The sequence below is a fragment of the Sporomusa termitida genome (assembly GCF_007641255.1).
GTDB lineage: Bacteria > Bacillota > Negativicutes > Sporomusales > Sporomusaceae > Sporomusa > Sporomusa termitida.
In genome coordinates, this window is record NZ_CP036259.1 from 2,897,905 (window position 1) to 2,923,662 (window position 25,758).

The 25,758-nt window shown below is 47.4% G+C and carries 22 protein-coding genes; 6 read left to right on the forward strand and 16 right to left on the reverse strand.

The genetic code is table 11. From position 1 onward, the window contains the following. Positions 1–6: 6 nt before the first annotated feature. Positions 7–1,203, reverse strand: a complete 1,197-nt coding sequence (locus tag SPTER_RS13735; RefSeq protein WP_144350907.1) for a divergent polysaccharide deacetylase family protein — start codon at positions 1,201–1,203, stop codon at positions 7–9. Between the two features lie 241 nt (positions 1,204–1,444). On the opposite strand from SPTER_RS13735, the gene SPTER_RS13740 reads away from it, so the two are divergent. Both SPTER_RS13740 and SPTER_RS13745 read left to right on the forward strand, forming a co-directional pair. After that, positions 1,445–3,319 carry a methyl-accepting chemotaxis protein gene (locus SPTER_RS13740; protein WP_170233273.1) on the forward strand — a complete coding sequence of 625 codons (1,875 nt, stop codon included), beginning with the start codon at positions 1,445–1,447 and terminating at the stop codon, positions 3,317–3,319. Continuing rightward, on the forward strand, positions 3,319–3,654 hold the full coding sequence (locus tag SPTER_RS13745) for an STAS domain-containing protein (RefSeq protein ID WP_144350909.1): 336 nt from the start codon (positions 3,319–3,321) through the stop codon (positions 3,652–3,654). The genes SPTER_RS13740 and SPTER_RS13745 overlap by 1 nt, the downstream gene beginning before the upstream one ends. Before the next feature lie 53 nt (positions 3,655–3,707). On the opposite strand, the gene SPTER_RS13750 is transcribed toward SPTER_RS13745, so the two are convergent. From SPTER_RS13750 to SPTER_RS13775, 6 genes are all read right to left on the reverse strand, one after another. Then, complete coding sequence (locus SPTER_RS13750) at positions 3,708–4,202, reverse strand: YajQ family cyclic di-GMP-binding protein (RefSeq protein ID WP_144350910.1); 495 nt, start codon at positions 4,200–4,202, stop codon at positions 3,708–3,710. A 207-nt stretch (positions 4,203–4,409) separates the two neighbouring features. Next, positions 4,410–6,260: an ASKHA domain-containing protein gene (locus SPTER_RS13755; RefSeq protein WP_144350911.1), complete on the reverse strand. Its 1,851-nt coding sequence runs from the start codon at positions 6,258–6,260 to the stop codon at positions 4,410–4,412. Between the two features lie 160 nt (positions 6,261–6,420). After that, the gene (locus SPTER_RS13760) at positions 6,421–6,807 is read right to left on the reverse strand and encodes a hypothetical protein (protein ID WP_144350912.1); all 387 of its coding nucleotides are present in this window, start codon (positions 6,805–6,807) and stop codon (positions 6,421–6,423) included. Beyond that, positions 6,800–7,393: a GTP-binding protein gene (locus SPTER_RS13765; RefSeq protein ID WP_144350913.1), complete on the reverse strand. Its 594-nt coding sequence runs from the start codon at positions 7,391–7,393 to the stop codon at positions 6,800–6,802. The genes SPTER_RS13760 and SPTER_RS13765 overlap by 8 nt, the downstream gene beginning before the upstream one ends. Before the next feature lie 463 nt (positions 7,394–7,856). Continuing rightward, positions 7,857–8,489, reverse strand: a complete 633-nt coding sequence (locus SPTER_RS13770; RefSeq protein ID WP_144350914.1) for a cobalamin B12-binding domain-containing protein — start codon at positions 8,487–8,489, stop codon at positions 7,857–7,859. A 47-nt stretch (positions 8,490–8,536) separates the two neighbouring features. Beyond that, complete coding sequence (locus SPTER_RS13775; protein WP_144350915.1) at positions 8,537–9,340, reverse strand: methyltetrahydrofolate cobalamin methyltransferase; 804 nt, start codon at positions 9,338–9,340, stop codon at positions 8,537–8,539. A gap of 312 nt (positions 9,341–9,652) precedes the next feature. Here SPTER_RS13775 and SPTER_RS13780 point away from each other — a divergent pair, with 312 nt between their 5' ends. Continuing rightward, positions 9,653–11,455 (forward strand): urease accessory protein UreH domain-containing protein, encoded by a 1,803-nt coding sequence (locus SPTER_RS13780; protein ID WP_144350916.1) that lies wholly within the window; start codon positions 9,653–9,655, stop codon positions 11,453–11,455. A gap of 124 nt (positions 11,456–11,579) precedes the next feature. On the opposite strand, the gene SPTER_RS13785 is transcribed toward SPTER_RS13780, so the two are convergent. The 7 genes from SPTER_RS13785 to SPTER_RS13810 form a co-directional block, all read right to left on the reverse strand. After that, the gene (locus SPTER_RS13785; protein ID WP_144350917.1) at positions 11,580–12,989 is read right to left on the reverse strand and encodes an aspartate aminotransferase family protein; all 1,410 of its coding nucleotides are present in this window, start codon (positions 12,987–12,989) and stop codon (positions 11,580–11,582) included. A gap of 324 nt (positions 12,990–13,313) precedes the next feature. Next, on the reverse strand, positions 13,314–13,718 hold the full coding sequence (locus SPTER_RS13790) for a hypothetical protein (protein WP_144350918.1): 405 nt from the start codon (positions 13,716–13,718) through the stop codon (positions 13,314–13,316). A 315-nt stretch (positions 13,719–14,033) separates the two neighbouring features. Continuing rightward, on the reverse strand, positions 14,034–15,701 hold the full coding sequence (locus SPTER_RS13795) for a formate--tetrahydrofolate ligase (protein ID WP_144350919.1): 1,668 nt from the start codon (positions 15,699–15,701) through the stop codon (positions 14,034–14,036). Positions 15,702–15,739: 38 nt separating this feature from the next. Continuing rightward, positions 15,740–15,913: a hypothetical protein gene (locus SPTER_RS24800; RefSeq protein ID WP_170233274.1), complete on the reverse strand. Its 174-nt coding sequence runs from the start codon at positions 15,911–15,913 to the stop codon at positions 15,740–15,742. A 145-nt stretch (positions 15,914–16,058) separates the two neighbouring features. Continuing rightward, positions 16,059–16,775, reverse strand: a complete 717-nt coding sequence (locus SPTER_RS13800; RefSeq protein WP_144350920.1) for a response regulator transcription factor — start codon at positions 16,773–16,775, stop codon at positions 16,059–16,061. Then, positions 16,762–18,657, reverse strand: coding sequence for a sensor histidine kinase (locus tag SPTER_RS13805; RefSeq protein ID WP_170233275.1), 1,896 nt, complete (start codon positions 18,655–18,657; stop codon positions 16,762–16,764). The genes SPTER_RS13800 and SPTER_RS13805 overlap by 14 nt, the downstream gene beginning before the upstream one ends. Before the next feature lie 200 nt (positions 18,658–18,857). Beyond that, positions 18,858–19,964, reverse strand: a complete 1,107-nt coding sequence (locus tag SPTER_RS13810) for a uroporphyrinogen decarboxylase family protein (RefSeq protein ID WP_144350922.1) — start codon at positions 19,962–19,964, stop codon at positions 18,858–18,860. 470 nt (positions 19,965–20,434) lie between these two features. Between SPTER_RS13810 and SPTER_RS13815 the strand changes: the two genes are divergently transcribed. The 3 genes from SPTER_RS13815 to atpC all read left to right on the forward strand — a co-directional run bounded on the left by SPTER_RS13815 (position 20,435) and on the right by atpC (position 23,311). Continuing rightward, positions 20,435–21,385, forward strand: a complete 951-nt coding sequence (locus tag SPTER_RS13815) for a LysR family transcriptional regulator (RefSeq protein WP_170233276.1) — start codon at positions 20,435–20,437, stop codon at positions 21,383–21,385. A gap of 374 nt (positions 21,386–21,759) precedes the next feature. Further along, positions 21,760–22,488, forward strand: a complete 729-nt coding sequence (locus tag SPTER_RS13820) for a hypothetical protein (protein ID WP_144350924.1) — start codon at positions 21,760–21,762, stop codon at positions 22,486–22,488. A 445-nt stretch (positions 22,489–22,933) separates the two neighbouring features. Beyond that, the gene (gene atpC / locus SPTER_RS13825; RefSeq protein WP_144350925.1) at positions 22,934–23,311 is read left to right on the forward strand and encodes an ATP synthase F1 subunit epsilon; all 378 of its coding nucleotides are present in this window, start codon (positions 22,934–22,936) and stop codon (positions 23,309–23,311) included. A gap of 248 nt (positions 23,312–23,559) precedes the next feature. On the opposite strand, the gene SPTER_RS25680 is transcribed toward atpC, so the two are convergent. Then, positions 23,560–24,378, reverse strand: a complete 819-nt coding sequence (locus tag SPTER_RS25680) for a methyl-accepting chemotaxis protein (RefSeq protein WP_144350926.1) — start codon at positions 24,376–24,378, stop codon at positions 23,560–23,562. A 299-nt stretch (positions 24,379–24,677) separates the two neighbouring features. Continuing rightward, complete coding sequence (locus tag SPTER_RS13835) at positions 24,678–25,664, reverse strand: LysR family transcriptional regulator (protein WP_144350927.1); 987 nt, start codon at positions 25,662–25,664, stop codon at positions 24,678–24,680. Positions 25,665–25,758: the final 94 nt, after the last annotated feature.

Below are 25,758 nucleotides of genomic sequence, written 5' to 3' on the forward strand. Positions count from 1 at the left end.
ATTATATTATCTGATTAATTGATCGGCATAGACCAGCCGGATGCCGGCTGCTTCTATCTCCGGGATCATTTCCCTTACCGCAATGACTGTGTTAGGCCGGGCATGGCCAATAACGGTTACACTGCCATTTCTCCGGGCCATAGCAATGGCTGTCCGCAGTTGCTTTTTTATTAATTCAATGTCTGAACTATTATCTAAAAACAGCTCATTTTCTCCGGTTCGCAGCCCCAGCTGCCTTGACACCTCGGCCGCCACCGTTTTATTGCTGGTCCGGCTGTCAATAAAAAACAGATTATGGGCTTTAATAACCCCTAATACAGTTTTCATTACCTGCCTGTCGGCAGTTGCCTTTGAGCCCTGATGGTTGTTGACCCCTTTGAGGCCAGGTATAGAGGCAATTGCCTGTTCCACCGTCTGTTTAATCTCAGCCGCAGGCATATTGACAGTAATAACGGTAGGCTCTGTTTCTTCCGTTGCCGACAGCGGCTCCAGCGGCAGGTGCAGCATCACTAGATGACCGGCGCTGAGAGCTGCCGATGCCGCCTCCGTACTATACTGGCGATAAGGTAAAACGGCAAAGGTGATTGGCCGCCCCATATTGGCATATTCAGCAATCGGCTCCCGGATATAGCCAAAATCATCAATGATAATCGCCATTTCACCGCCACCGGACTTGACCTCCGGCTTAGGCTTAATTTGCGGTACCGGGCTTTGCTCCTGCGCAACATAGATCCGGTCTGTCACTATGGTCAGGGGTTCATTGTTTAACATATCCTTAATACCAACATCAATCCGCACAGTCGGCGCCCCATTATAGGTATCCGGTTCGGTGCCGATTACCTGGCCGCCGGCATTAGCAGCCGCCGGGGTTAAGGCCTGCTCCACCACTGCCGGCGACATTGTGGCCGGCACCATAACCAGCATACTCCGGCTATGCCAGCGAATAAGCCCCTCGACCCCGGTGCGGGGGACCTCCTGCCGGGCTTCTGTCAACCTTTCCGGCTTTACCTTGACACTGTTCAGGCCAGCATCAACAGCAGCATGAATCTTATTGGCCGTATCGGTAAAATCAAGGACCACACCGGCCCCGGTCTTTTCCAGATCGTAGCCGGCCGGCGGGCTGCCTGCCTGATAAAAGATAACAGCGATAACAAGGGCAGCCAGTGCCAGTATCCATTTTAAATGATTGCTTTTTTTGGCCATAGTACTTCTCCTTATGTGTTACCTGCATTAAATTCCATAAATAATTATATAGTTTTGGGGCCACTTATGTCTACCAGCAAGCTCTTAATTGTTACTAGGATCTGTCAATAACAGAAACTTAACATAAAGTTAACACTTCCTTAAAATACCAGAGCAGGATAATGCCCGGCCAAAGACTAACATTTTATACAAAGCAAAAGTCAGTACAGAAAAATACGCAAAAATGACAAAGGAGTGCAGCGTGAGGTTATTTAAACGCATTGCCATTAAGGGCAAATTTCCAGGAAAACTGAACATTAAACTACCGGTCAGCTTCAGGTTCGGCGGTCAGTTAAAACTGCCGGCGGCTGTAACAGGGATTCAGCTGACAGCCCTGTCGGCCTTGTTAGGCCGTCTGCATCTCAGAGCAAAACTCCTCATTGTTGTAGCTATATTTTCGCTGTTGTCTGTGGTTATTGGCCTGGTCGGATTACAGGGCATAAAAACGGCCAACACCGCCCTCAAGGATATGTATGCAAGCCGGATCATCGCCCTCCAGGAGCTCAAAATCATGTCCGATGCCCTTACCGTCAATGTTGTCGATACCTGCCACAAGGTTAGCGACAGACATATGGCCTGGGCCCTGGGCAGAGACAGACTCAATGAGGGATCCCAAACCATCAAAGACCAGTGGAGTTCCTACAAAAGCCATGCCGCAACCCCGGAAGAAGAGCATCTGGTCGCTCAGATTGACGGGTTCCTGGGTATGGCGGACGGAGCCCTGGCTAAAGCAGCGGAAATTATGATAAAAGAAGATCAGCCGGCGTTAAATGCATTTATGATTGAAGAACTGTACGCAAGTATTGAGCCGGTATCGGGAAAGCTGACTGAACTCATCCACCTGCAGCTTGAGCTGGCCAAACGAGAATATCAAGCTGCCGATAGCCGGTACAACTGGCTGATAATGCTGTTTTCGGGCATGATTGCCGCCGGCTTGGGCATCGCGGTTACGCTGGCCCTCTTCATCCTGCGCCAGGCGCTGCGGGAGATTGACAAGATGGTGACCAACGTCGAGCAGGTGGCGGCCGGCAATCTGGCATTATCAGCAATCCCCGTCACGGCCACCGATGAAATCGGCCGCCTGGCCACAGCAATAAATTCGATGGTCCTGAGCCTGCGTTCGCTTGTTGAAACAGTTTCTGTATCAGCCGAACAGGTTGTGGCCGGCGCCGAGGAAACGGCCGCAGCGGTTGAGCAGGTATCGGCTACCGCCGCCGAAGTGGCTGGCAACAGTTCGCTGCTGGCCGCCGACGCAGCGGTCGGCACAGCCTCGGTTGTTGAAGTCTCTAAATCCCTCTTAGAACTGTCCTCCCTGGTTGATATTGCCAAACGTGAAGCCACCTCGGCTGCCGCCAATTCCCGGGCAACCCTCAATACAGCCCTGGAAGGCCGGGACACAGTGGCCAACACAGTAGCCTGTATGGGCAACATTAAGGACAAAACCCTGGAAACGGAAGAGCTGATGACAACTCTCAATCAATATATTGCCAAAATCGGGGCCATCACTGCTACCATAACCGGTATTGCCTCGCAAACCAATCTGCTGTCGCTAAACGCTGCTATTGAGGCTGCCCGGGCCGGCGAAGCCGGCCGTGGTTTTGCCGTAGTGGCGCAGGAAGTCAAAAAACTGGCAGACCAGTCCACCCAAGGCGCGGCCGAGGTATCGGCACTTGTGCAAAGAGTGAAGGAAAGTACCGCCGCCGCCGCCCAGGCCATGCAAAGCAGCCGGACCGAAATGGAGCATGGCGTAGCCAGCGCCAGCCAGGCCCAAGGCGCCCTTGAGAATATCTTCACGGCTGTCAGCAATACCGTCACCGACATCGAGGCCGTAATGGCAATCACGGATGAAGAAGTCACCCAGTCTGACCGCATTATTGACCTGATCGACTCGCTGGCCACCGTAATTGAGAATACCGCGCAGCAGGCGGAAGAAGTCTCAAGTGCGACCAGGCAAACAGCAACGGTAATGGACTCTCTTGCCGCCAACTCCACTGGTACCAACAAAATGGCTGCCGGTTTAAAGGCCGCCATTGCCTTTTTTAGAACCGGCCAGTATACAAATGAACAGGAGGCCTAATGATGAAAAATCAGGAATTTATCATTGATAACTGTCAGGTAACCGCAATTCTTACCGGCAACCTGCAAGGAGAACTCGCTGCCGGCATCAGGGAAACGATGCTCACCTATATAGCTGACGGCTATTGCAACTTTAACGTCAACCTGACTAAAGTAAATACGATTAATTCCACCGGCCTGGGCATGCTTGTCAACATCCAGAAGCGCGCCCTGCAGCAGGGCGGCAATATCAGCCTCGAAGGCCTGCAGGGCACAGTGAAAGCCGCTTTTGACCGCACAAGGCTGAGTAAAGCTTTTACTATCCTGGAATGTAAACCCTTCGCTGACAAGCCATAACACTTACTATCAATAAAAACCGCTAACACTTCAAGCCGTTAGCGGTTTTGCCATTACGAGCGGAAATTAATGCATTGCAGTTCGATTCCGAAATCCTTTTCTTTCAGCTTGTGGATAACAGCCTGCAAATCATCTTTTTTAGCACCGGTCACCCGCAGCTGGTCATCCATAATCTGAGCCTGAACTTTCAGCTTTTGTTCCTTAATATAAGCAATTACCTCTTTCCCCTTTTCTTTACTGATCCCTTTTTGGATAGTAACCGTTTGCTTAACGGTACCGCTAAAGGCGGACTCAATCTTACCCGCATCCAGACATTTTAAAGGCACGTTGCGTTTAACCATTTTGGTCCGCAGAATGTCCAGCATTGCCCCCAGCTTATACTCGTCTTCGGCTGATAATTTTAAGGACTGTTTATCCATAACGATTTCTGCTTTGCTGCCTTTAAAGTCGTAGCGCTGCGCGATCTCCTTGGTAGTCTGGTTGACAGCATTGTCCATCTCCTGCATATCCACCTCTGACACAATATCGAAGGAACAGTCTTTTGCCATCCTAATAACCCCTTTCATCTCCATAATATTCGTCTAATTATAATACCATATTTCTCTAATTTAGCAAAAAAACCTGCCCGGCTAATTGCTTTTGGTTAAAGCCGCCTCGCGTCATACCGGTGATAAAAGGCAGGGCTGCGCTTGCCCTGCCTTTACTGCCGCCGGCTTGCCCGTATATTTGCTGTCCGCTTAAGGATATAACCGGGATTAAAGCCGGGGAAATGCAAGGTTGGACAAAAAACGCTGTTGAAAACCGGGCTGAGCTGCCAGTTCGAGATAATTGACTTTACCGGCAATAGCAAAACACCGCTGCATTTTTTCTGCCGACAGCAAGGCCTGGGCGGCCCCGGTACCGGCGGCATTGCCGGCCGAACAGACTAGCTCTTTTTTACACACCGGCAGCATCCCGATCGCCAGGGCACTGTCAATATCAATATAATTGCCGAAAGCACCGGCTAAATAGATTGCCATTTCCCCGTCCGGGTTCAGCTTTTCCATTAAAAACTCAATACCCGTATAGATTGACGATTTCACCAGCTGGATCTGCCGGATATCAGCCTGCGTAATCGAGATATCCGCCCCGCTGGCACTATCTGCCCCCTCAACAAGAACAAACTCCCATTGTCCGTCCTGATTCCGCAAGCGTGCCTGCAGGCCTGGCGGCAGTTTGGCCGCCGCGGCGCTGGTAAATCGCCCGCTGCCGTTTATGATGCCGGCTTTCACCAGCTCGGCAACGGCTTTGACAATCCCTGATCCACAGAGTCCCACCGGCTTGCCATTGCCGATTACCTGTACCTGAATCCCCTGCGCTGTCAGCACAACATCGGTTATGGCCCCATCAGCGGCCCGCATGCCGTCACGGATATGAGCCCCTTCAAAAGCAGGACCGGCCGCAGTGGAGCAGGCATACAGCTGCTGGCCGTCACCGATCACCATCTCCCCGTTAGTTCCCAAATCAACCAGCAACAGCGGTGTTTCCGCAATATCCTGGTCTACAGCCAGAATAGCAGCAGTCGTATCAGAACCAACAAAGCTCGCGATATTGGGTAATACCACAATTTTCCCCTGCGGGTTTATCTCCAGCTCCATATCCTGCGGGTTTAGCGGAGCCATGTATTTAAATAAGGCGGCATAGGGCTTGCGTACCAGGGTTGACGGAGAAATCTCCAATACCAGATGCGACATTGTGGCATTGCCGGCGATAGTTACAGCATAGATATTGTCGGGAATAATCGCCGCCGTACAGCACAGCTCGGCAATAATCTGCTTCAGACAACGCCGGATCAGCTGCGACAGCCCCTCCAGTCCGCCAAGCAGCTCGTGGGTCGCCTGAATCCGGGAAATAACATCGGCGCCCATGGACGCCTGCGGATTATTTCTTGAGCAAACAGCTACTACCTGTCTGGCATTAAGATCAATCAGCATACCTACGACCGTGGTTGTGCCAATATCAAACGCCACCCCGTACAGTACCTTTGACGTATCATGCGCTTCAACCGCTATGGCTTGCTGTTCCAGCAGCGTAATCGTAATAAGCTCAGGCTTTGTTTCTACAACTTCACTTAACCGCCGCAGCATGGCCGCATTATCGATAAAGCCGGTACCGGCCAAACAACCCGTAACAGCGGTCTGGGCCGGCAAGGCCTGTTGAATCATCTCCTGCAAGGAATAATGATTATCTACGGTGGGATAGGCCGGAGCCAAAACCACTTTCCTAACAAGCGGCATACTGTCATCAACTCTGATTTCGGTGGTTTGTCCTTTTTGGCTGGCTTGTTCCTTTTTTAATACAATCGTTATATCACCCTGAGGATAAACCTGACAGGCCAGGTAGGTGTTTTCACTGCCTGGCTGTACTGCCAGTCCGTTTTTATCCGTAACCTGCCCCTGAGGTACCTGGATCTTACATTTACCACAGGTACCCCGGCCGCCACAGTTGGCTTCCAGAAATACGCCGCCATCAATTAGCGCCCGCAACACGGTCTTATCCCGTGAGCACGGCAGGTAAAGGTCATTGCCTTCAATGTGTAAAGTATAGGTTGCGGATGGTTCAATCATAGGTAAACCCTCTTTCGTATTATCATTACCCATACAATATCCAATCAGGGATAAGTCGCTAGAAACCAAAAAGAAGAACTCCTATTTTATTAGCGGATAGTTCTTCTTCCGGTGGAATGTATGTAGCGCGCCTGGCGGTTAGGCCGGCGTCGAAACAGCATTATTCTTCATATAAATTGCTTTGACGCAGCACGGCCAGGGCCGCATCAACGGCTTTGGCAATTGCCGCTTCCTCATAGCCAAAGACCAGTACATTGACATCAAGATCGAACCGGGTAAAACCACGCTCTGCATCAACCGGCCACTGCGCAGAGAATTTTACATCAACCCGGTCCAGGCGGGTAAGCGATACAAATATAAATTCCTCAGCCGACAATTTGGCCAGCACTTTAATATGGCCGACAATAATACCATTATGTGATAACGGGCTGCCGACATCCAGCACCAGCCGCCTGACCAGTTTCTCTACCGCCGGCTTAGTTAATTCCTTATCAAAAGGAATGGTGTAGGTCTTGCTAAACACGGTGGCATCGGTTAATTTATTCAAAATCAATTACCTCCTTAATTACATCCAAAGGCAATTGGTTGGCCGCACTGGCGACTCTGATCGGTGCATTGACAACAAGCTCCCGGATATCGGCGATAATCTCCGCCTGATCGGAACCGGCAATATCAGCTTTATTAATGATAACAAAATCAGTTTTTTCCACCTGGCTGGTAACAAGCGGCCCCAGCACCTCTTTTAGTTCCGGCCAGCGCCCCATATCGACAATCGTTATTGTTTTAAAGCCGGTGTAGAACTGACAGTATTCGTTAATTAGCTTCGCTATATTGCCGGGGATTGCCAGTCCGGTCATTTCAATTATAAGCCAGTCCGGCTTGATCGTGTCATGGATCTCCCGCACCGCACTGATCAGATCACTGGTTATCTGGCAGCATACACACCCGCCGAACAACGGCCGCACTTGTAAACCGCTGTCAGCTAACAACTTATCGTCAATCCCGGCTTCGCCGATTTCGTTTTCAATAAGGGCCACCGTTTCCTGCTTGTTTTCAGTAATATATTTAGCGATTTGCAATATAGTCGTTGTTTTACCAGAGCCCAGAAAACCGCCGAAAAGTAAAATACGCATATTTTCCTCCGCTTCCTGATACAAATTTAACGTGCTGGACACCGCATTGGCAAAGTTAGTCAGCCCGGCGCAAGCAGTGTTTTTTATTTGTCTCCAGCAGGAAATCCGGCTTGCTAAAGCAAGCCGGATTGAACTCACCCACGAGATCGATCATACGTGTATTCACTGGCCTTGGAACCGCTTGCAACAGGTCGCGCTTCAATAGGAATTTTCCGCTCAGACAGACAACAAATCTCTTTAGCAATGCTTAATATCCTGGTAATGATTTGTGCAATCTCATCCCGGCCATATTGTGCAGCTAGTGGAGTCCGTGCATCCTGGCTATCAGGCAAGGTATCGGACTCCTTCCCGTTAACAGGGTTTTGTATCCCATTGTTTTTACGATGCATGCAGAGCCGACACCTGCCTTCAAGTCATCTTTAATAAGCGTTTCCCCAGGCTATAGAGGAGGCTATAGAGGAGACTAGGCTACAGCGCCTGATGCTTTTTTGGACATTTCGACTGCATCATAGGCATTTTTGCAATATCCGTCGGCTGAGCACCAGGTGGCAACATTTTCATCAACAGGACCGCCGCCGACAAGAACAGTGGTTTTAATACCGGTAGCTTTAACTGCGGCAACTGTTTCTTTCATTACGTCAAAAGCAGTCGTCAGCAGGCAGAACATCCCCACCACATCCGGTTTATGGGTTTTTACGGCCTCAACAAAAGTTTCAATCGGTGCATCAACCCCAACGTCAACTACCTTGAAACCGTTGCAGCTCAAAATTGTGGAAACAATATTTTTGCCGATATCATGAATATCATCTTTTACAGTACCAAGGATGACAGTGCCGATAGTTTTGCTTTCGCCGGAGTCAGCCAGGGCTGATCCGAGCAGAGCAGCCGCATTGGCGAATACCTCCGCCGACATAATTAATTCCGACAGATAGTAGTCCCCGGCTTCATACAGCTTGCCTACGCCTTCCATACCGGCCTGCAGTTGTGCCAATATTTCTATTGCTGGCACACCGGCAGCCGCTTGTTCGTTTACTCCGGCAATTACTAAATCTTCCTCTAGTTCAGTTACCGCTTTTACAAGATCAATCTTTGACATTCAAAACTCCCCCTAATTTTTTTTTATGAATAGGCTTACTTCTGTTTCTATTCGTAGAGCCCTTTTCTATGAGCCTTCAGGTATTTGGCGCAATATCTGTCATTACCCAGCAATGCCTGTCCGGCGTATACTACACCCATCATGGCTTTGTCGGTCGGATTCAGAATATAGCCATCCATGCCCACAGTCATGGTTTGAACGACAAACAGCCGGTTGAGCACAGCTCGGTTGGGAAAACCGTAAGAAATATTGCTTAAGCCGCAGGTCAGGTGGACAGCAGGATATTTTTGCTTAATAGCATAAATGGCATCCAATACCGACTTGCCGTATTTGTCATTGGTACTCAGCGGCTTGATCAGCGGATCAATGTAGATATCATCCTGCTCAATACCCTCTTTTGCCATATCATCGATCAGCTTGCTGGCAATACGCAGGCGATCTTCGGCAGTTTCCGGCATGCCGGCGTCCTCAATACACAGGGCCACAATCTTGGCATTGAACTCTCTAACCAGCGGGACAACCGCTTGGTAACGCCCTGTTTCGGCCGTTGTCGAGTTGATCATGCGCTTGCCATTGGTAGTTTTAGCCAAGGTAAGTCCGGCTCTTAATGCATTTACATCAGGACTGTCAATACACAGAGGCATATCAGTAACCTCTTGGATCGTATTTACCAGCCATTCCATACACTCAATTTCCTGTCCAACCATAGTGCCGCAGTTTACATCAAGATAATTAGCACCAGCTGCTTCCTGTTGCTTGGCAACTTCCTGAATATAAGCGGCGTTTCTTGTTTCTACTGCTTCGCGAATTGCCTTGCGGCTGGTGTTAATGAGTTCTCCGATTATTAACATTAATCTTTCTCCTCCCGGTCGATCTATGTTGTATATACATCTATATATAGAGTAACTCCATCTGTTTTTTTTGTCAATACTATTTATTCTCACATTTCAAAAAAATCTCATATTATTGATTCGGGCTTCAGCAAATACTGAACAGGGAGCCGGTGACACTGCCAACACCGGCAATTTGATGGCCGCTTAAACGCTCGCGGAAAGTATACAGCGGCGAAAAATAAAATAAAGACAGCCTGTTCCATTGCTTCTTGGCTATGAGTCTAGTATTATCATTATTAGGATATTTTACAACAAGTAGGTGAGGCTTGATTGTTAATTACAGCAACTTTCTCTGTCGGCGATATGCACTGTCCGGCCTGTGAAAAAAAGATTGAACAAGCGCTAAAGCGCTTACAAGGAATTACTGTTGTAAAAGCCAGCTATTCACAAAACACCGTTACCATCGAATTTGACCCGGCCATCTGCAGCGAAACCCAGATTCATAATACGATCCATGAATGTGGTTATACCGTTAACGGCCAGACCAATGCTAAAAATAAACTGAAAAACTATGTGGGCATAGCTTGTGTGTTTGGGGCCATTTTTATACTCAGTCAGTTCACAGGCAACTTTGATATGAGTTCACAATTAACAGGCCAGGTTACCTATTTGGTGATTTTTGTTATTGGCCTCATGACTTCGCTGCATTGTGTCGGCATGTGCGGCGGCCTCATGATGTCCCAGGCAGTTTCTGCCGCGCCTCACAGCAGGCACTCCCCTTGCTTACGCTCATTTCGCTATAATGCCGGCAGAATAATCAGCTATACGCTGATTGGCGGCATTGTGGGAGCTCTGGGCTCAGTACTAGCCGTTTCGATCGGCTTTATGGCCGGAGCCGCAATAATTGCCGGCTTGTTTATGATTGTTATGGGACTCAATCTGACAGGTGTTACGCTCTTTAGACGGTTTCTAACCCTGCCCCGGCTGTTTAATTTACCGGTAAAGCCGGCTAACTCTCCTTTTATTGTAGGTTTGGTTAACGGTTTAATGCCCTGTGGTCCCTTGCAAACGATGCAGCTTTATGCGCTAAGCACCGGCAGTATCCTGCAGGGAGCAACGGCAATGCTGGTCTTCTCACTGGGCACATTGCCGCTGATGCTGTCTTTTGGCACCATAACAACTATGCTTAGTAAAGACTCTACCAAAGCAATCCTCAGGTTCAGTGGTGTTCTGGTCATAGTTTTAGGGTTGATCATGACCAACCGGGGTCTTGCCATTGCCGGCATCAATCCTTCATTCCTAAATAACTATGCCGTAAAAAACACCGGCAATAAGGCCATGCCGGTCAAAGCCGAGCTAAGGAACGGGCAGCAAACTATTAAAATAGCGGCAACGAACCAGGGTTATGTGCCCAATGTTGTATATGTGCAGAAAAACCTGCCCTTAAAAATGATCGTTACCGGCGATCAAATCAATTCCTGCAACAATGAGCTGATCATTCCATCCCTGCACATAAAAAAGAAGCTGACTGCCGGTGACAACATCATTGAAATGACACCACAAGGCGAAGACCTAAACTTCAGCTGCTGGATGGGGATGCTGCGCGGGCTGATTAAAGTAGTTGATGATCTCAACAGTATCGATATTTCCCAGCAAAATGTCGTAGTTCCTCCAGGCAAGAGCTGTTGCTCTACGAATGGCAAATCCCAGTGCTGTGGCAACCGGGAGAGACGCCCCAGCATATACGGTGACGATATCCGCCAGATTCCCACTGACCGGCTGCTGAAAAAGGCAGTGGCCGGCGACAACCGGCAAACAGTACATATCGCGGGAATTGGTTATGAGCTGGAGCCCTTAATTATCGTTATCAGTAAAGAGATACCGGCGCAAGTGCTGATCAATTTTGCACAATTCGATACCCCCCAAGGTAAATGGGAGATTGTAGCCTTTGACCGGAAAAAAGTTATTCAAACCTTTAGCGGCACCAAAGGTGTCTATGAATTAGAGCTTCCGCCCCAGCCGCCGGGAACCCTGGGTATTTACCACCAGGGAAATATTGTCGGTGTAGTTGAAGTAGTGGAAAATGCAGCTGATGCTGATCCGGCAAAAATCCTGGCAAAATTATTGCAGTAGCAGCCTCCCTTTACAGCCCGCGAGACACTTTCGTAAGTTCCCGCCGTTCACCGGCGCCTGCTATAAAAACAATCCCGGCACTTCACCTCTGAATTGTCGGGATGTTTTTATAGCAGGCGCTTTACTATTTCTTTACCAACGACCCCAGAATCGTTTTACTGCTGGCAATTACCATATCGCCAAAACTTTTGTTCTTGGCGCAGATTACGTCCAGGGCCGCCAGTAATTTGTCAAGTTGTTCATAAGTTACCGTAAGCGGCGGTTCTAAACGAATTACATTGGGATTATTCAAGGTATATGCTGTTATGATCTGATGGTTGTTCAGGAGTTCTCCGGCTACCATTGCGCCCAGATATTCGCCGGCTAGTTTTCCCACGGCGCCGCCGGTCAGTTTGTTGAGAAGCCCCTTCTCCGGCTGGGCAAACTCCATGCCAATGATCAGCCCTTGCCCGCGAACCTCTTTCAGAAACGGATATTTCGCCTGCAGCTGCCGCAATTTGCCTAGGAGATATTCGCCCTTTTCCGCAGCCTGACGGGCCAGATCGTCCCGGAAGAGAACTGACAAAGTGGCAATACCAGCCGCTGCCGCCCGGGTATTCCCGCCAAAAGTCGAGGTGTGCAGCGTAGCTTTTTCCGTGCTGCCGTAAGCTTTCTTCCAGATTTTTTCGGTAGTCGTATAGGCCGCAAGCGGCATGATCCCGCCGCCAAAAGATTTGGACAGGCACAAAATATCCGGCGCAATTCCCGCCAGTTCGCAGGCAAACAATTTGCCGGTACGCCCGAATCCGGTCTGGATTTCATCGACAATCAGCAAGGTATGATATTTCGTACAAATATCCCTGACTTCTTTCAGGTACCCTGCCGGCGGGACAATGATCCCCCCCTCTCCCTGAATCGGTTCTACGATAAAGGCCGCTGCCGCATTGGCCGACAAAATATTTTCAAGGGCCTGGGCATCCCCAAAAGGAATAAAAACTACATCAGGCAGTAACGGGGCAAATGGCTTCCTGTATTTCTCCCGCCCCGTAACGGACAGGGCGCCAAAGGATTTGCCATGAAAAGAGCCTTCACAGGAAATGATTTTGGTTCTGCCGGTGGCGGCCCGGGCCAGCTTTAAAGCCCCTTCCACGGCTTCGGCACCACTGTTGCCAAAAAATGAGTATTGCAGCTCGCCGGGAGTAAATAAGGCTAAATTCCGGGCTAACGCCCCGGCAATCGGATTGGGGGCAGCCTGAATCAGATTCGGCAGTTCTTTTACGGCCTCTACTGCGGCCTCGATTTCCGGGTGGTTATGTCCCAGGTTCAGAGCGCCATAGCCGCCTAAGAAATCCAGGTATTCATTATTTTCCCGATCCCAGATTGTTGTCCCGGCGGCTCTGACAAAACTTTTGTCAAAGTTTAAAAGCCCCATAAGATTTACTAAATCCGGATTTATAAAGTGCCGGTGGTTATCCCGGTTTTGTTCCCGGGATAGCGCCATTGCCTCTTTAAGCTCTATAAAATCCGGCATTACTTCTTTTATGTTTCTGGCCATTTTGTATCCCTCCGCAACTTAGATAGCGTTGTAAACAATTTATTATGTAATAACTTCCCTGTATTGAGGGCAATTACCTGCAATCAGACCGGCAAAATTAGTGCCTTATAGATCATTATGGCATAATTTGCCCTTCGGTAAACGTCTGTACATATCTGACAATAAATAAACTGGCACCTGCAGCTCAGGATGCCAGTTTATCTTATCGACGAGTTAATACTCCCGCCTCTATAGGCGGCGCCAGTTCAGGTGGAGTTGACTCTCCACCTGCCCCCCGAAGTTTCAGCTTTGCTGAAACGAGTTCACTCCCTTATGCCGATAGATTTATAGTTTTCTCATCGTTGGTACTGGGTGATCGGACAATAAGCCGATTTCTTGCGCAATTGCAGCCATCTTCTTAATAATCGCTATGATTTCGCGCTGCTCCATGCCGGAATCGCGCATAGACCTGCAAGCCTTTTGTAAACTTTCCGCAATCAGCTGTAAATCAGTATCTATGTCTTTCGTAACCGCAGGGTGTGTGGCATTTTCCCTGCCGCCCTTGGCCAGAAGGCATTTCTGCTGGTTATCCTTCGCATCGTTTTGCACTTCATCCACCTCGATTTTATATAACAACATATGAAACTCATGAGCTAAGAATATTTGTTTGAGAGTTCGAATAACAAAATATTCATTGGGAAGGCAGAAGATTTTCAGGTACGAACCCAGAAAATTTGCTCTCTTTATCATTGGTGCTACCAATAGCTTAGCGTATTTTACATTAAATTCACATAAAATTAATAACTTGTCATATTACAAAAACATTACAAAACCACTATTTTACTACAATGATGTTAAAACCCAAACCACAGGATCCTCTAGGGCCTATGCACACTGCTCTGCTGTTTTATTTAATTTTGCCAAGTTCCTCATTAAGCGCGAATCTTTTATCATTTAAGGCGAAAGTAATGAGCAGACCCAGCAGCAGGATTACTGCTGCCGAGACAAAGAGGAAAGCCGGCAGATATGCACCGATGGCTTTCCTCGTTTGGGGATCTCCGAGGATTAAAACAAACCAACAATTTTCCCGTTATTGTCAATATCCATTTTGACGGCCGAAGGTTCCTTAGGCAAACCGGGCATAGTCATAATCTCGCCGGTAATAGCCACTAAAAAGCCGGCGCCAGCCGCTACCCTTATTTCGCGGACGGTAAGCGTAAATCCGGTCGGACGGCCAATCTTAGTCAGATCATCACTCAGCGAATATTGGGTTTTAGCCATACAAACAGGCGTTTTATCAAAACCCATGGCCGTCAGTTCCTGGATGGTTTTTTCGGCTGCAGTTGTATAGGTTACCCCATCAGCCCCATAGATTTTTGTGGCTATCGCCGCAATTTTATCTTTAATCGGTGCCTTTTCATCATAGGCGAAAGTAAAGTTATTCGCTTTTTCACAAGCAGCCAATACCTTGTCGGCAAGAACCTGGCCGCCAAGGCTGCCTTTCGCCCAAACCTCAGACAGTGCCACTTCAGCCCCCATTGCCTTACATTGTTCCTCCACAAAATTCAGTTCTTTATCCGTATCTGTGGGAAAAGCATTAATAGCGACAACAGCCGGCAGCCCAAACTGCTGGATGTTTTCAATATGCTTGGTAAGATTGGCAAGCCCTTTTTCCAGTGCCGCCATATTCTCGCCGGCCAGCTGGTTCTTGGGAACGCCGCCATGCATCTTGAGAGCGCGCACGGTGGCTACTATAACAACCGCACTCGGCTGAAAACCGGCAAAACGGCACTTGATATCAATAAATTTTTCTGCCCCCAGATCAGCACCGAAACCGGCCTCGGTCACGCAGTAATCAGCCAGCTTCAGGGCATATTTAGTTGCCGATATACTATTGCAGCCATGGGCAATATTGGCAAACGGCCCGCCATGAACGAAAGCCGGCGTGTTTTCCAGGGTCTGCACAAGATTTGGTTTAATCGCATCTTTAAATAACAGGGTCAGGGCGCCGGTTACTTTCAAGTCATTGGGCGTGACAGGCTTGCCGTCATAGGTGTAAGCGACAATAATCCGGCCAATGCGCGCCTTCATGTCATCAAGGTCATTGGCAAGACAGAGAATTGCCATCATTTCCGAAGCAACGGTAATATCAAAGCCGTTTTCCCGGGGCACGCCGTTGGCCTTACCGCCAAGGCCGCAGACAATAGCCCGCAGAGCCCGTTCGTTAAGGTCAAGTACCCGCCGCCAGGTAATGCGGCGGGAATCAATGCCCAGCGCATTGCCATGGTGAAGGTGGTTGTCAAGAATAGCCGCTAACAAGTTGTGGGCCGTGGTAATTGCATGAAAATCACCGGTAAAGTGAAGATTAATATCTTCCATCGGCACAACCTGGGCATAGCCGCCGCCGGCAGCGCCGCCTTTTACGCCAAAACAAGGTCCCAGCGACGGCTCACGCAAGGCAATTACTACTGTCTTGCCCTGCCGGCGCAAAGAATCGCCCAACCCAACAGTCGTCGTTGTTTTTCCTTCACCGGCCGGCGTAGGATTAATTGCAGAAACTAAAATCAGTTTGCCATTAGGCCGGTCATGAATCCGTTCCCAGGTATTAAGAGAAACTTTGGCTTTGTAGTTGCCGTAGAGTTCCAATTCTTGGGCCGGAATCGCTAATTCTGCAGCTACTTCTACAATCGGCTTCATCAAGGCTTCCTGGGCAATTTCCACATCACTTTTCACAAATATACCCCCTAAAATGCGCTATTCCTTATTACCGATTAATGCTGCGGCTCTGCCGCCTGAGCCAGTTCTGTATTTGAGCCGTGAATTCCGCAGACCGGGCAAACCCAGGTTTGCACTCTTAACAGTACTTCCTTGTCTTCAAAACAGTACTTAACCGTACTGTATTTTGAAGTCTTTTCATCATGTTCACACCACAAAGACAGATTCATAATTGGTCCTCCTTTTTTTATAGTACCAATGCCAGGCAAAGCTCAGGCGATCCTGATTAATTCTATATTAATTCATTAATCATTAAATTCGCATAAAACAAACAACTTCTGCATTACAAAAACATAAAAAATCCCACCAGTTATTTTACTGATGGGATTTTTCCCCTTCCATATTCGGAACCATATAACCAACGCCCGGGTAGGTTACAATAAAACCCCCGTCAATGTCCACACTCTTAATCTTCTGGCGAATCCTGGCGATGGCTACCCGCAAATATTCCACATCATCGCGGTACTCGCTGCCCCACACATCCGTAAGCAGCTGCTCATGCGTCAATACCTTACCCGCATTAGCCATTAATAACGAAAATAGATTATATTCTGTTTCCGTCAGCCTTAGCTCCCGGTCTCCGGCCCAGGCCCGCCGCTGGGCCAGATTAACAGTAACCTCGCCGTTTTTAATTTCACTGGTCATATAATTGTTCTCCACCCTGCCGGCAGAACGCCGCAGAACAGCCTTCACCCTGGCAAACAGCTCCTCCAGCGAAAACGGTTTGGTAAGATAATCATCAGCGCCCATGTTAAGGCCCTGTACTTTATCGGTCGCATGACCACGGGCAGTCAGAATAATCACCGGCACATTGGTAAACGTGCGCAGCCGGTTCAGCACCGCCAGGCCATCCAGTCCGGGCATCATGAGATCCAGCAGAATAAGCTCCGGGTCCAGCAGATCAAACTTCGCCAGCGCGTCGGCGCCATTCTGGAATATATGGGGCTCATAGCCCAGTGACTTAAGGTTGGCTGAGATAAAGCGCAATATTTTGGGCTCATCATCAATAATAAATATTCTACACTTTTTCATAGTTACCACCACTGCCTCTGTATTTGGGTATGGAAACAGTAAAGACACTGCCGGTTCCTTCACTGCTTGCAACACTTATCCGGCCCTGATGGGCATCAACAATCCCCTTGCAGATCGCCAGTCCTAGACCTGTACCGCCGCTGGGACGTTCGCGGCTGGTGTCAACACAATAAAAACGGTCAAATACTTTTGTCAGGTGCTTGTCACTGATCCCGATTCCATTGTCGGCTACACTGATATGAACATAATGTTCGTCACAATTGGCTGTAATTTTAATATGCGGACTGCGTACATTATAACGAATGGCATTAGTAAACAGATTTGACAGAACCTGCCCCAGTCGAACCCGGTCACCATAAAGCAACGGCAGGCTTTCGGCCACCGTTGATTCAATCTTCACACCGCTGGTAAAGTGTTTGGGCAGCTTTCTGACAGCATGCTCAACAACATCGCTCGGCCGTACCGGCTCCCGGTCCAGGCTGATCGCTTTCGCGTCAATGCGGGAAATGTCCAGCCAGTCATTAACCAGCTCCTGAATGCGGCCAATATCCTCATGGATTCCGGTGAGCATTTCCTGTTTGAAAGCCTCATCCCAGTCAGTGTCTACCCGCAGCAAGGTTTCCACACTGCCCTTTATACTTGTTATCGGGGTCTTGAATTCATGGGAAACCATTGAGAGCAAATCACTTTTGAGCTTATCAACCTCGTGTTCCTTGGTAATATCCCGCCAGACAAGCCCCTTGCCAATGATATGATGTTCATCATCCGTAACCGGAAAAGCGGACAGCATGATGTGCCGCTGAGTATCGCCATAATTAATCTTAAACCGGAAGATGCCGTTGCCCTGCCTCACTTGCTCAAAAATCTGCCGGTCCGAATCCGCCAGCCGACCGGCAATAGCCTCAAAGATATGCGATTCTGACAACCCCCGCATCTTGTCACGGGGTATATTCAGCAGTTTGGCCATCCGGCCATTCGCATACACGACTTCGCGCTTTTTATCAATCAGGGTAATTGCATCATACATACTCTCCAGTACGGCTTTTAAAACTGCATGATTTTGTTGCAGCGTCAGAGATAACATTTCCTTTTGAATAATGATTCCCGCCGAGTGTGACAGGGTTTGCAGAAACTGGCAGTCTGCCTCGCTGAGGGGTGAATTAGACACCACCAGATGGCCAAAAGTGGTATTGCCTGACCGGATAGGCTGTACATAATACCGGTGCACATTGTCCTGTCTGATTCTGCCACCGGTTTCGTTATCCTCGCCTCTCATCATATCTTCATAAGCTCCCAGCAAAGAAAACACCGGCTTGGTGAGATATAATTTTACATTTACCCCTGATAACTCGCAAAACTGCCGCACGCACCCCCCAATAATATCGGCGCCCCCCGGTGAGGGGGCAGTCGGGGTGATTAACTGATTTAGTATTGCCAGTTCACGGTTGGTTCGCAGTAAACTCATTGTCCGTTCTTCTACCCGTTGTTCCAATTCGGTATTTAATTTAATCAGTTCCTGGCGGCTTTCCTTGATTTTTTGGGCCATAATAAAAAAATTTCCGGCCATAAGATGAAACTCCTGCGGCGCAAAGCGCGGAAAGCTGACCGGATTGATCTCATCTTCGCTGCTGATGACGGCCTGAATATATTCCAAGAGAATTTTTATCGTACTAGTTATCCGTTTCGCCGGGAAATAACCTAATAAAAGGGTAAATACCAAGGTACCAACAACGCTCAAAATGACAGACTGCAGCGGAATCTCCTGGGACTGCAAAAGCAGCAGGCTGCTAAGAAAGACTATGGGAATTATGGGGATAATCGCAAAAGCAATCCATAAATGCGCCTTTATTGATAGGTTTTTCATCGTAACTGCTTCCGGCATACCTGCCCCTCCTTTGAACACTGCACTATATTGACTCATTTCGCCCTAAGGTTACAATATCCTGTAACTGTCAACAAAAGAAAAAAATCACAAAGCCTTCATGCCGGTCCCGGCTATTAGCATAACTGCGGCCAAACGTCCGGGCAACATAAGCAAAGCCCCTGCATCACAGTAAACTGCGATTACAGGGGCTGAGTTTCTTATTTACCGGTGGCGGCAGCAATCATGGCTTTGACATTCTCAACCTTGGCATTCGGCGGTATCGAGCAGCCGGAAGAGAGGATAAAGCCAGGTCCCATATCCCTGATTAACTGGGAGGAATAATCATATACCTCATCAGGTGTACCCAGTGTCAGTTTCGCGGCCGGAACATCCCCCTTAATGCACATGACGTCACCGATGACTTCCTTAACTTTATAAATATCGGTGGCATTGTCGGTCTCAAAAATGCATTTTCCTTTCGGCAGAGTCCGGAAGTATTCCAGATCGCGCGCCCAGTTGGAATCAATATGAATATCGGCGGCAGCCCCCTCTTCCAGGATGACCTCCACTGTTTCTTTCAAATACTTCCAGGTAAACCGCTGCCATAATTTAGGTGAGAAAAATTCACTGGCCCCGCGGGCCGGAGACATAAAGACAATCGAGGCATTCGTTGCCCTTATTTGCTGCCGCAGCGTTTCGAGGCATTCTTTTTGAATCACATCAAGGACCGCTTCCACCTTATCCGGAATCTTATACAAATCCCGCATAAATTTCGGCATGGAGCGGCCGCCGCCCAGGAGTTCCGGTACGGCAACACCGATAATGGGCGAATAAATCATATAACCGGCATCTTCAAAATTTTTAACAAACTGCGGTGTTTGCGCCAGATCCTCCATAATTTGCGGGAGCGGATAATGCAGTCTGTTTACCAGATAATCCTGCATAAAAGGCCCCCAGCCCTTATTGAGTATCGTATCATAATCCTCTACTGTCATGACTTCTTTCTCGTCCAGCTGCCACAGGGAATTGTCCGGCAGCTCCTGGCCGGGCAGCTTCACATGGGTCATAAACAGCAGCGGAAACAGCGGTCCGGCCGCATAAGGGGCATTCATACCGTCAATATCGCCAAGAGCTTTTGCTGAATTCAACATAGTTTGGTTTTGAACGACAATGCTTGAACAAAACTCAGACATCTTGACCCCCATATGGTTCGCGCAAAAGGCGTCGGCCATTATTATGACCGGCGTTCTGTCCGGTTTTTCCAATGCAATGGCTTTGTGGACCCTGGTTTTACGTTCCAAAAGTAATTCTTGTGGTGTTTTCATGTCAACACTCCTTTGTAATATGATGATCAATTTTTATTTATCCATCATCTGCGCCTTTAGTCTGATTCGCAAAAGCGCAGGCAGCAGCTAAAAAAGCCGGGCTAACTAAGTTTATTCCGGATTCCCGTGTATTCAAGCCCCGAAGCTTTTTGAATCATAGTATATAGTATTGTTTATGCTTGTCAGCTGTATACGCAACCGACTTGTTCGTATTTTTATTTGTAATTATCCCCTTTTAATAATATCTTACAGGCAATATGCTTCTACAATGCAAATGTACTGACTTGCACATTGCTTTAATTCTATGTTAGACTCTTCTGTAAGCGACGTCAAATTCTCATAATTCCGACTACTATTCCTAATCAGCATAATAAACAGGCTTAGCTATCTATCGTTTTGCCGGCAGTTATATTATGATAGATATATATATATCTATATATCATAAATTGGGCAGGCAGGAGGAATTTATCATGGATATTCGGAATTTGCAGTCCTTTATAACGGTTGCGCAATGCCTCAGCTTTACAGAGGCTGCTAAACGGATCTACATTGGCCAGTCAGCCCTAAGCAAACAAATTGCCGACCTTGAATCAGAGTTGGGGGTTGAACTGTTTATTCGCCACCATAGATCGCTGGAATTGACACCGGCAGGCAAAACGCTGCTAAAAGAAGGCAATGCCCTAATGACCAAAATTACCGATATTGTGGAAAAAACCCGTCAGGCCCAGCGGGGAATCCGTGGCAGTTTGAAAATTGGCTGTTTTGGGTTCGAGAATGCATTTCTCCCCTATTCCCTCAAAAAGTTTCGTGCCCTTTACCCGCAAATCAGTGTTGATATCCGTGTCTTAACCCTAAGAATGATCGAAAACGCTATAGAGTCGGGAGAATTAGACCTTGGCTTTACCTTAATCATGGGCAGGGAAATAAAGGCTAACCGGTTCTCCCAGCGGTTAATTCACCGAACCCCCCTGTGCTTTTTGTTGCCCGGTGACCACCCCTATGCCGGCGCCGCTTCATTAGATATCTCGGCTTTGGCGGCAGATTCCTTTATTGTCCTGTCTGATTCCGAAACGCCTGATGGCTTTAACTGGTTTATGAATCTATGTGCCGCCAGGGGGTTTACCCCCTGCATTGCCAGTAAAACCACACGTATGGAAAGTATATACTGGTATGTAGAGGCAGGAGTGGGTATTTCTTTTATGCCTAAAGATCCCTCGCTGGCCAGGCACGTGCCTGCCAATATCTCTTTAGTCAGTATGCAGGGGAAAGAGGCCTATTGCAACATTATGGCAACCTGGAGAAAAGAACATACCAACCCGGCCGTGCCACTTTTCCTAAAAGTTCTCAATCAATTCAGCCAGGATACCCAGCCTGATACCCAAGAATATCTCCTGACAACAGCGGTAGGGTCAAGGAAATAAGCGGCGTAACAAGACCAGTCCTGGCGGTCGGCGCGGCCTCTGCCCGCCACCGTCTGGCAGATACTCCCGCATATCCCGCTCAATGCCAGCGGCCCACCGCGCATCCGCCGGGGCGAAGCGCAACAGGCGCAGCCTCTGCGTTGTTGTGCCCATTGCTGCTTGCCGTAATTCAGCTCCCCTTTACTTATATAATACAATTATTGTAATATATTATATAGAAAGGACGGTGCATTACTATAGCCAGACAAGCAGAAACGTCTGACGAAAAAGTTACCGTTAGTGCCAGGGTCAACGGCGCCGCGGTCAGTATTTTAAAACGTTATGATATCCCAATTTCAGATGTCATCGAAGCCGGCCTCATCTATTTTTTATGTTTGGATGATATTGACAAAGTTGCTCATTACTTAAAAAACAGTTCTGATGTTGTTGATAGGAGTGATTTTAAAATTCCTCATACTTCCTGGACTGAATGTATACGTTATGTACTTGATTTAAGCAGTACTGCCGATGTCAAGGAAGAGGTTAAATCTTTCAAGTCGGCCGCTAAATGGCTGCCGGACAAAGGAGCGGCCAGGATTAACCAACTGAGCCTGCGTAAACTGACGTCCTCAGAAATAATAAAAAAAGCCGATGATCAAATACGGACAGGCAATATTCAGGAAGCACTCCTTTATTATGATTATGCAGTTATGGTCCTAAAAAAGGCAGGAAACTCCCGGCAGATCGGGAAACTGCTGCTAATTATTGGTGACGCTTATTGTAAAATGGGCAACTTTTCTCTCGCTTTAAGTGCCTATGAGGGAGCGGAACTATATTTTTCCAAAGACAATAATGAAAATGATAAGGCAGAACTGGCTTATTCCCGCGGCGTTTGTTTCCAGCTCTGGGGCAAACACAAAGAAGGCTACGACTATTTGCTCATGGCATATGAACTTTTTAGCAATGTGCGCAACTTAGACAAAGCTCACAAAACATTGTCCCGCATGTCACTCAGCCTTAGCTTTTTAGAGCCGGAGGATGCGATTAAAGCCTGCAATGAGGCTCTGGAATTCTTCGAACAGCAAAAGGCTGTTTTTACTGATAAGCTGTTAAAAAAATCGTAAAAAAAGGAGGCTGTCAGTATAACAACCTCCCGATGCGTTCAAGACAAACGAAGGTGGGTACGTCTGCCCCGGCATTCCTCCACTAATGAAGAACCAGCTTACGCCAAAATTATGTAATGCTCAGAAAGAAAGTTTTTACCTTCTATGAGCCAAATCAACTTTACTCACAGCCTGATTATGTATTACAAAAATCATCTTTATTTATTACAAATATATCCTTTTATTATTTTTTTGTCAAGATTTTTTTCCTGTTACTAGAAATTTACATTTCCTATTGACAATCGTTTGCTCAGTTATATAGAATTATCCATATCGATGTATATATATATAGATAGATCATGGCAATTTGTAATAAATAATATGTATATATTTATCGTCAGCTTCCATTGCAAAGCTTAGGAATTAAAAGCGCAAAAGGGCTCAAAGAGTAAGGAGACAATAATATATGGCTTCTAAAATGCGGTTGGATATTGTTACTCCTGACCGAATAGTCTATTCCAAAAACGTTAATAGGGTCATTGCCTCAACGCCTGCAGGCGATTTGGACATTCTGCCAGGCCACTCTTGGCGGATTACCAGTCTCGAAATCAGCGCAATTAAGATTATCAGGGACAAAAATGAACAGCAGCTATCCCTAAGTGGCGGCTTCATAGAAGTACATAAGAATAAACTCATGGTCTTAGCCAGTTTTGTGGAAACACAGACGGAAATTGACGGCAAGCGCGCTAAAGCGGCCAGAGTACAAAAAGAACTAAAGTTAAACGGCGGTATTGTGCTTACCCGCCGGGCCCGAATTCGCACCTATCACAGCACTGCGCCTTAAGACTTCTTACTCCGCAGGATTTACACAGCCACCTTTTCCTGGTATTGAACCGGGACGGTGGCTGCAATTTTTCCATTAATCCCGCCGCCAAGCCTTCAGCGCAAGAAAACTAACCTTCAGATGGGCTAAAAGGTTTGCTGCCCTTAGCCAGGGACTTAACGGCTCTGTACTCCGATAAAACTGCTGTATTTATACCTATTTAAATTTAAGATAATTTCCGAAGAAAGCGTTTAATACATAACTGCCCATTATACACGGAATGCAAGTTCCTGTACCCGTGTTGCCAGACCGGTAAGTGATTCTATAGCTTTACTTATCTCATAGCTGGCAGCTTTCTGCTGGGAGCTGATTTTATCAACCTCGTCTATTTCTTTTTCGATCTGCGTTATTTCCCCGCGCATGCTTTCTAAAATTTCCTTGATCTCCTTAACAGATACCTGGCTATTAGTAGACAACTTCCGAATCTCCTGCGCCACCACCGAAAATCCCCGTCCCTGCTCTCCCGCTCTCGCCGCTTCAATGCTCGCGTTTAATCCCAGCAAATTTGTATTTGCTGCTATATCTCTAATGAACATAAGGATAGCGTCTGACTTGCCAATATTATGTACCATAGATTGCCCGGTGACCCCGAGCAGTTCTAATCGCTTATTAAGCAAGGCCGCATTAGCTGCCAGTTCCTGACTTGATGCCGCCACCTGCTCAGATGCTGCCGCGATGGTTTGGGCAACCGCATGCAGAATTTCCTGGGTTTCTAAACTACACGCCAACCCTATTGCGCCGACGATTTCACGGGTTTCATTAATGACAGGCACACTAATGCTCCGGAACGGAAAGCCCCATACGTCTTTAGACACTACAATATCCTGCGTAATTTTACTGGTTATGGCTTCCCACATGCCATCGCCTTTGCTCACAGCTTTACCGACAGGTGACTCGTGCTGCATCTTTTTGCCTGGCCGATAGTAGAGAAAGGTGTCTCTATCAGCAATAACGACCATTGAGTCAAACGGCAGCACCGTTTGTATAATAGGCATACATAAAATAAGTGATTCTAATGTTTTATCCATAATCAATACTTCCCTCTTTTGCGCTAGTATATAGGGAGCTGTTTAATCCCGGCAGCAGCCACAGCTGAGCATTGTCCTGAGTAAACAAAGCGTTGGTGGCTTTAACTCAAATATAAATTGGTGAATTCTGCATATCAATGCCGGAGTTTATTTCAGCCCCTATGCCTCTATTTATAAGCAATAAACGTGCCAAATCAAGTTTGGTCTCCGCCGGCAGCACAAAAATACTAAAAAACGAAGAGCAGCCCCGCATATAGCAGGCTGCTCTTCGTTTTTGCTGCTTTTATTTAACAATCGCCTTACAGGCCTGATGACAAACAACCGACAACTTCTTGTTTACCATAACAATTATATTGCCGCAGCTCGTGAGAGCTGCCCATTTCTGTATTACCTGTTAAGGCTGCATGGGAACCGGAAAAGCATTTAACAAAAAATGGAATTGCCGGGTTTAAATGCTTTCGATTCCAAGCAAGCATTACATCAAAGCATCGTTGCGGATAACTGAGTTCAATAATGCAGATTTCAGGGCCGGCGACTTCACGAACAGGGCCCGGAACTACCATCACCCCCACACCGGCTTCAACCATAAATAACAACGAAGCTAAGTCCTGACTGTAGTTAGCTACATTGGGAGTAAAGCCACTTTCACCACATATTCGATAAGTTAAATCATGCAGCAGACAATCTGCTTGCTGATTGAACATGACGAACGGTTCATTAGTAAGCTCTGATATATCAATTTTCTCTTTTTTTGCCAATACGTGCTGGCGATTAACGGCCACGCAAAACACATCACTTAACAGTCTGTGACCAACAAGATCAGGAAAACTATGTAATTGACAGGATAGCGTAAAGCCAACATCTAATGCTCCCCGCATCAGCGCTTCATTAATCTTCATCCAATTGTACTGCTGCAGTGTAATATGAATATTAGAGTATTTTTGATGAAATTCTCTAATTGCCTGAGGCAGGATCGCTTTCTCAACGCCGCCTAAAAAACCTATTTTCAAAAATCCGGAAATTCCCTTAACTGCTTGCTCAATCTTACTTGCTATTTCATTAGACACAGCCAGTAAAGCATAAGCCTCTTTTAACAATACTTTCCCCGCCCAGGTTAGCTCCAACGGGCGTTTATTCCGGATTATCAATTGTACATTTAATTTTTTTTCCAATTCTGAAATCTGCTGGCTTATTGCCGATTGCGTAACACCGGCCTGCACAGCAGCATCGGTAAAATTCAAACATTCCGCCACCGAAATAAAGTACTTCAATTTTTGAATATCCATCTTTTTGCCCCTCACCCGCCTCTCATATGCAACGTGTTTTAATACGAAAAGAGAAAGGATATACTTTCTGATAATGTAAAAAAATATACCAAGG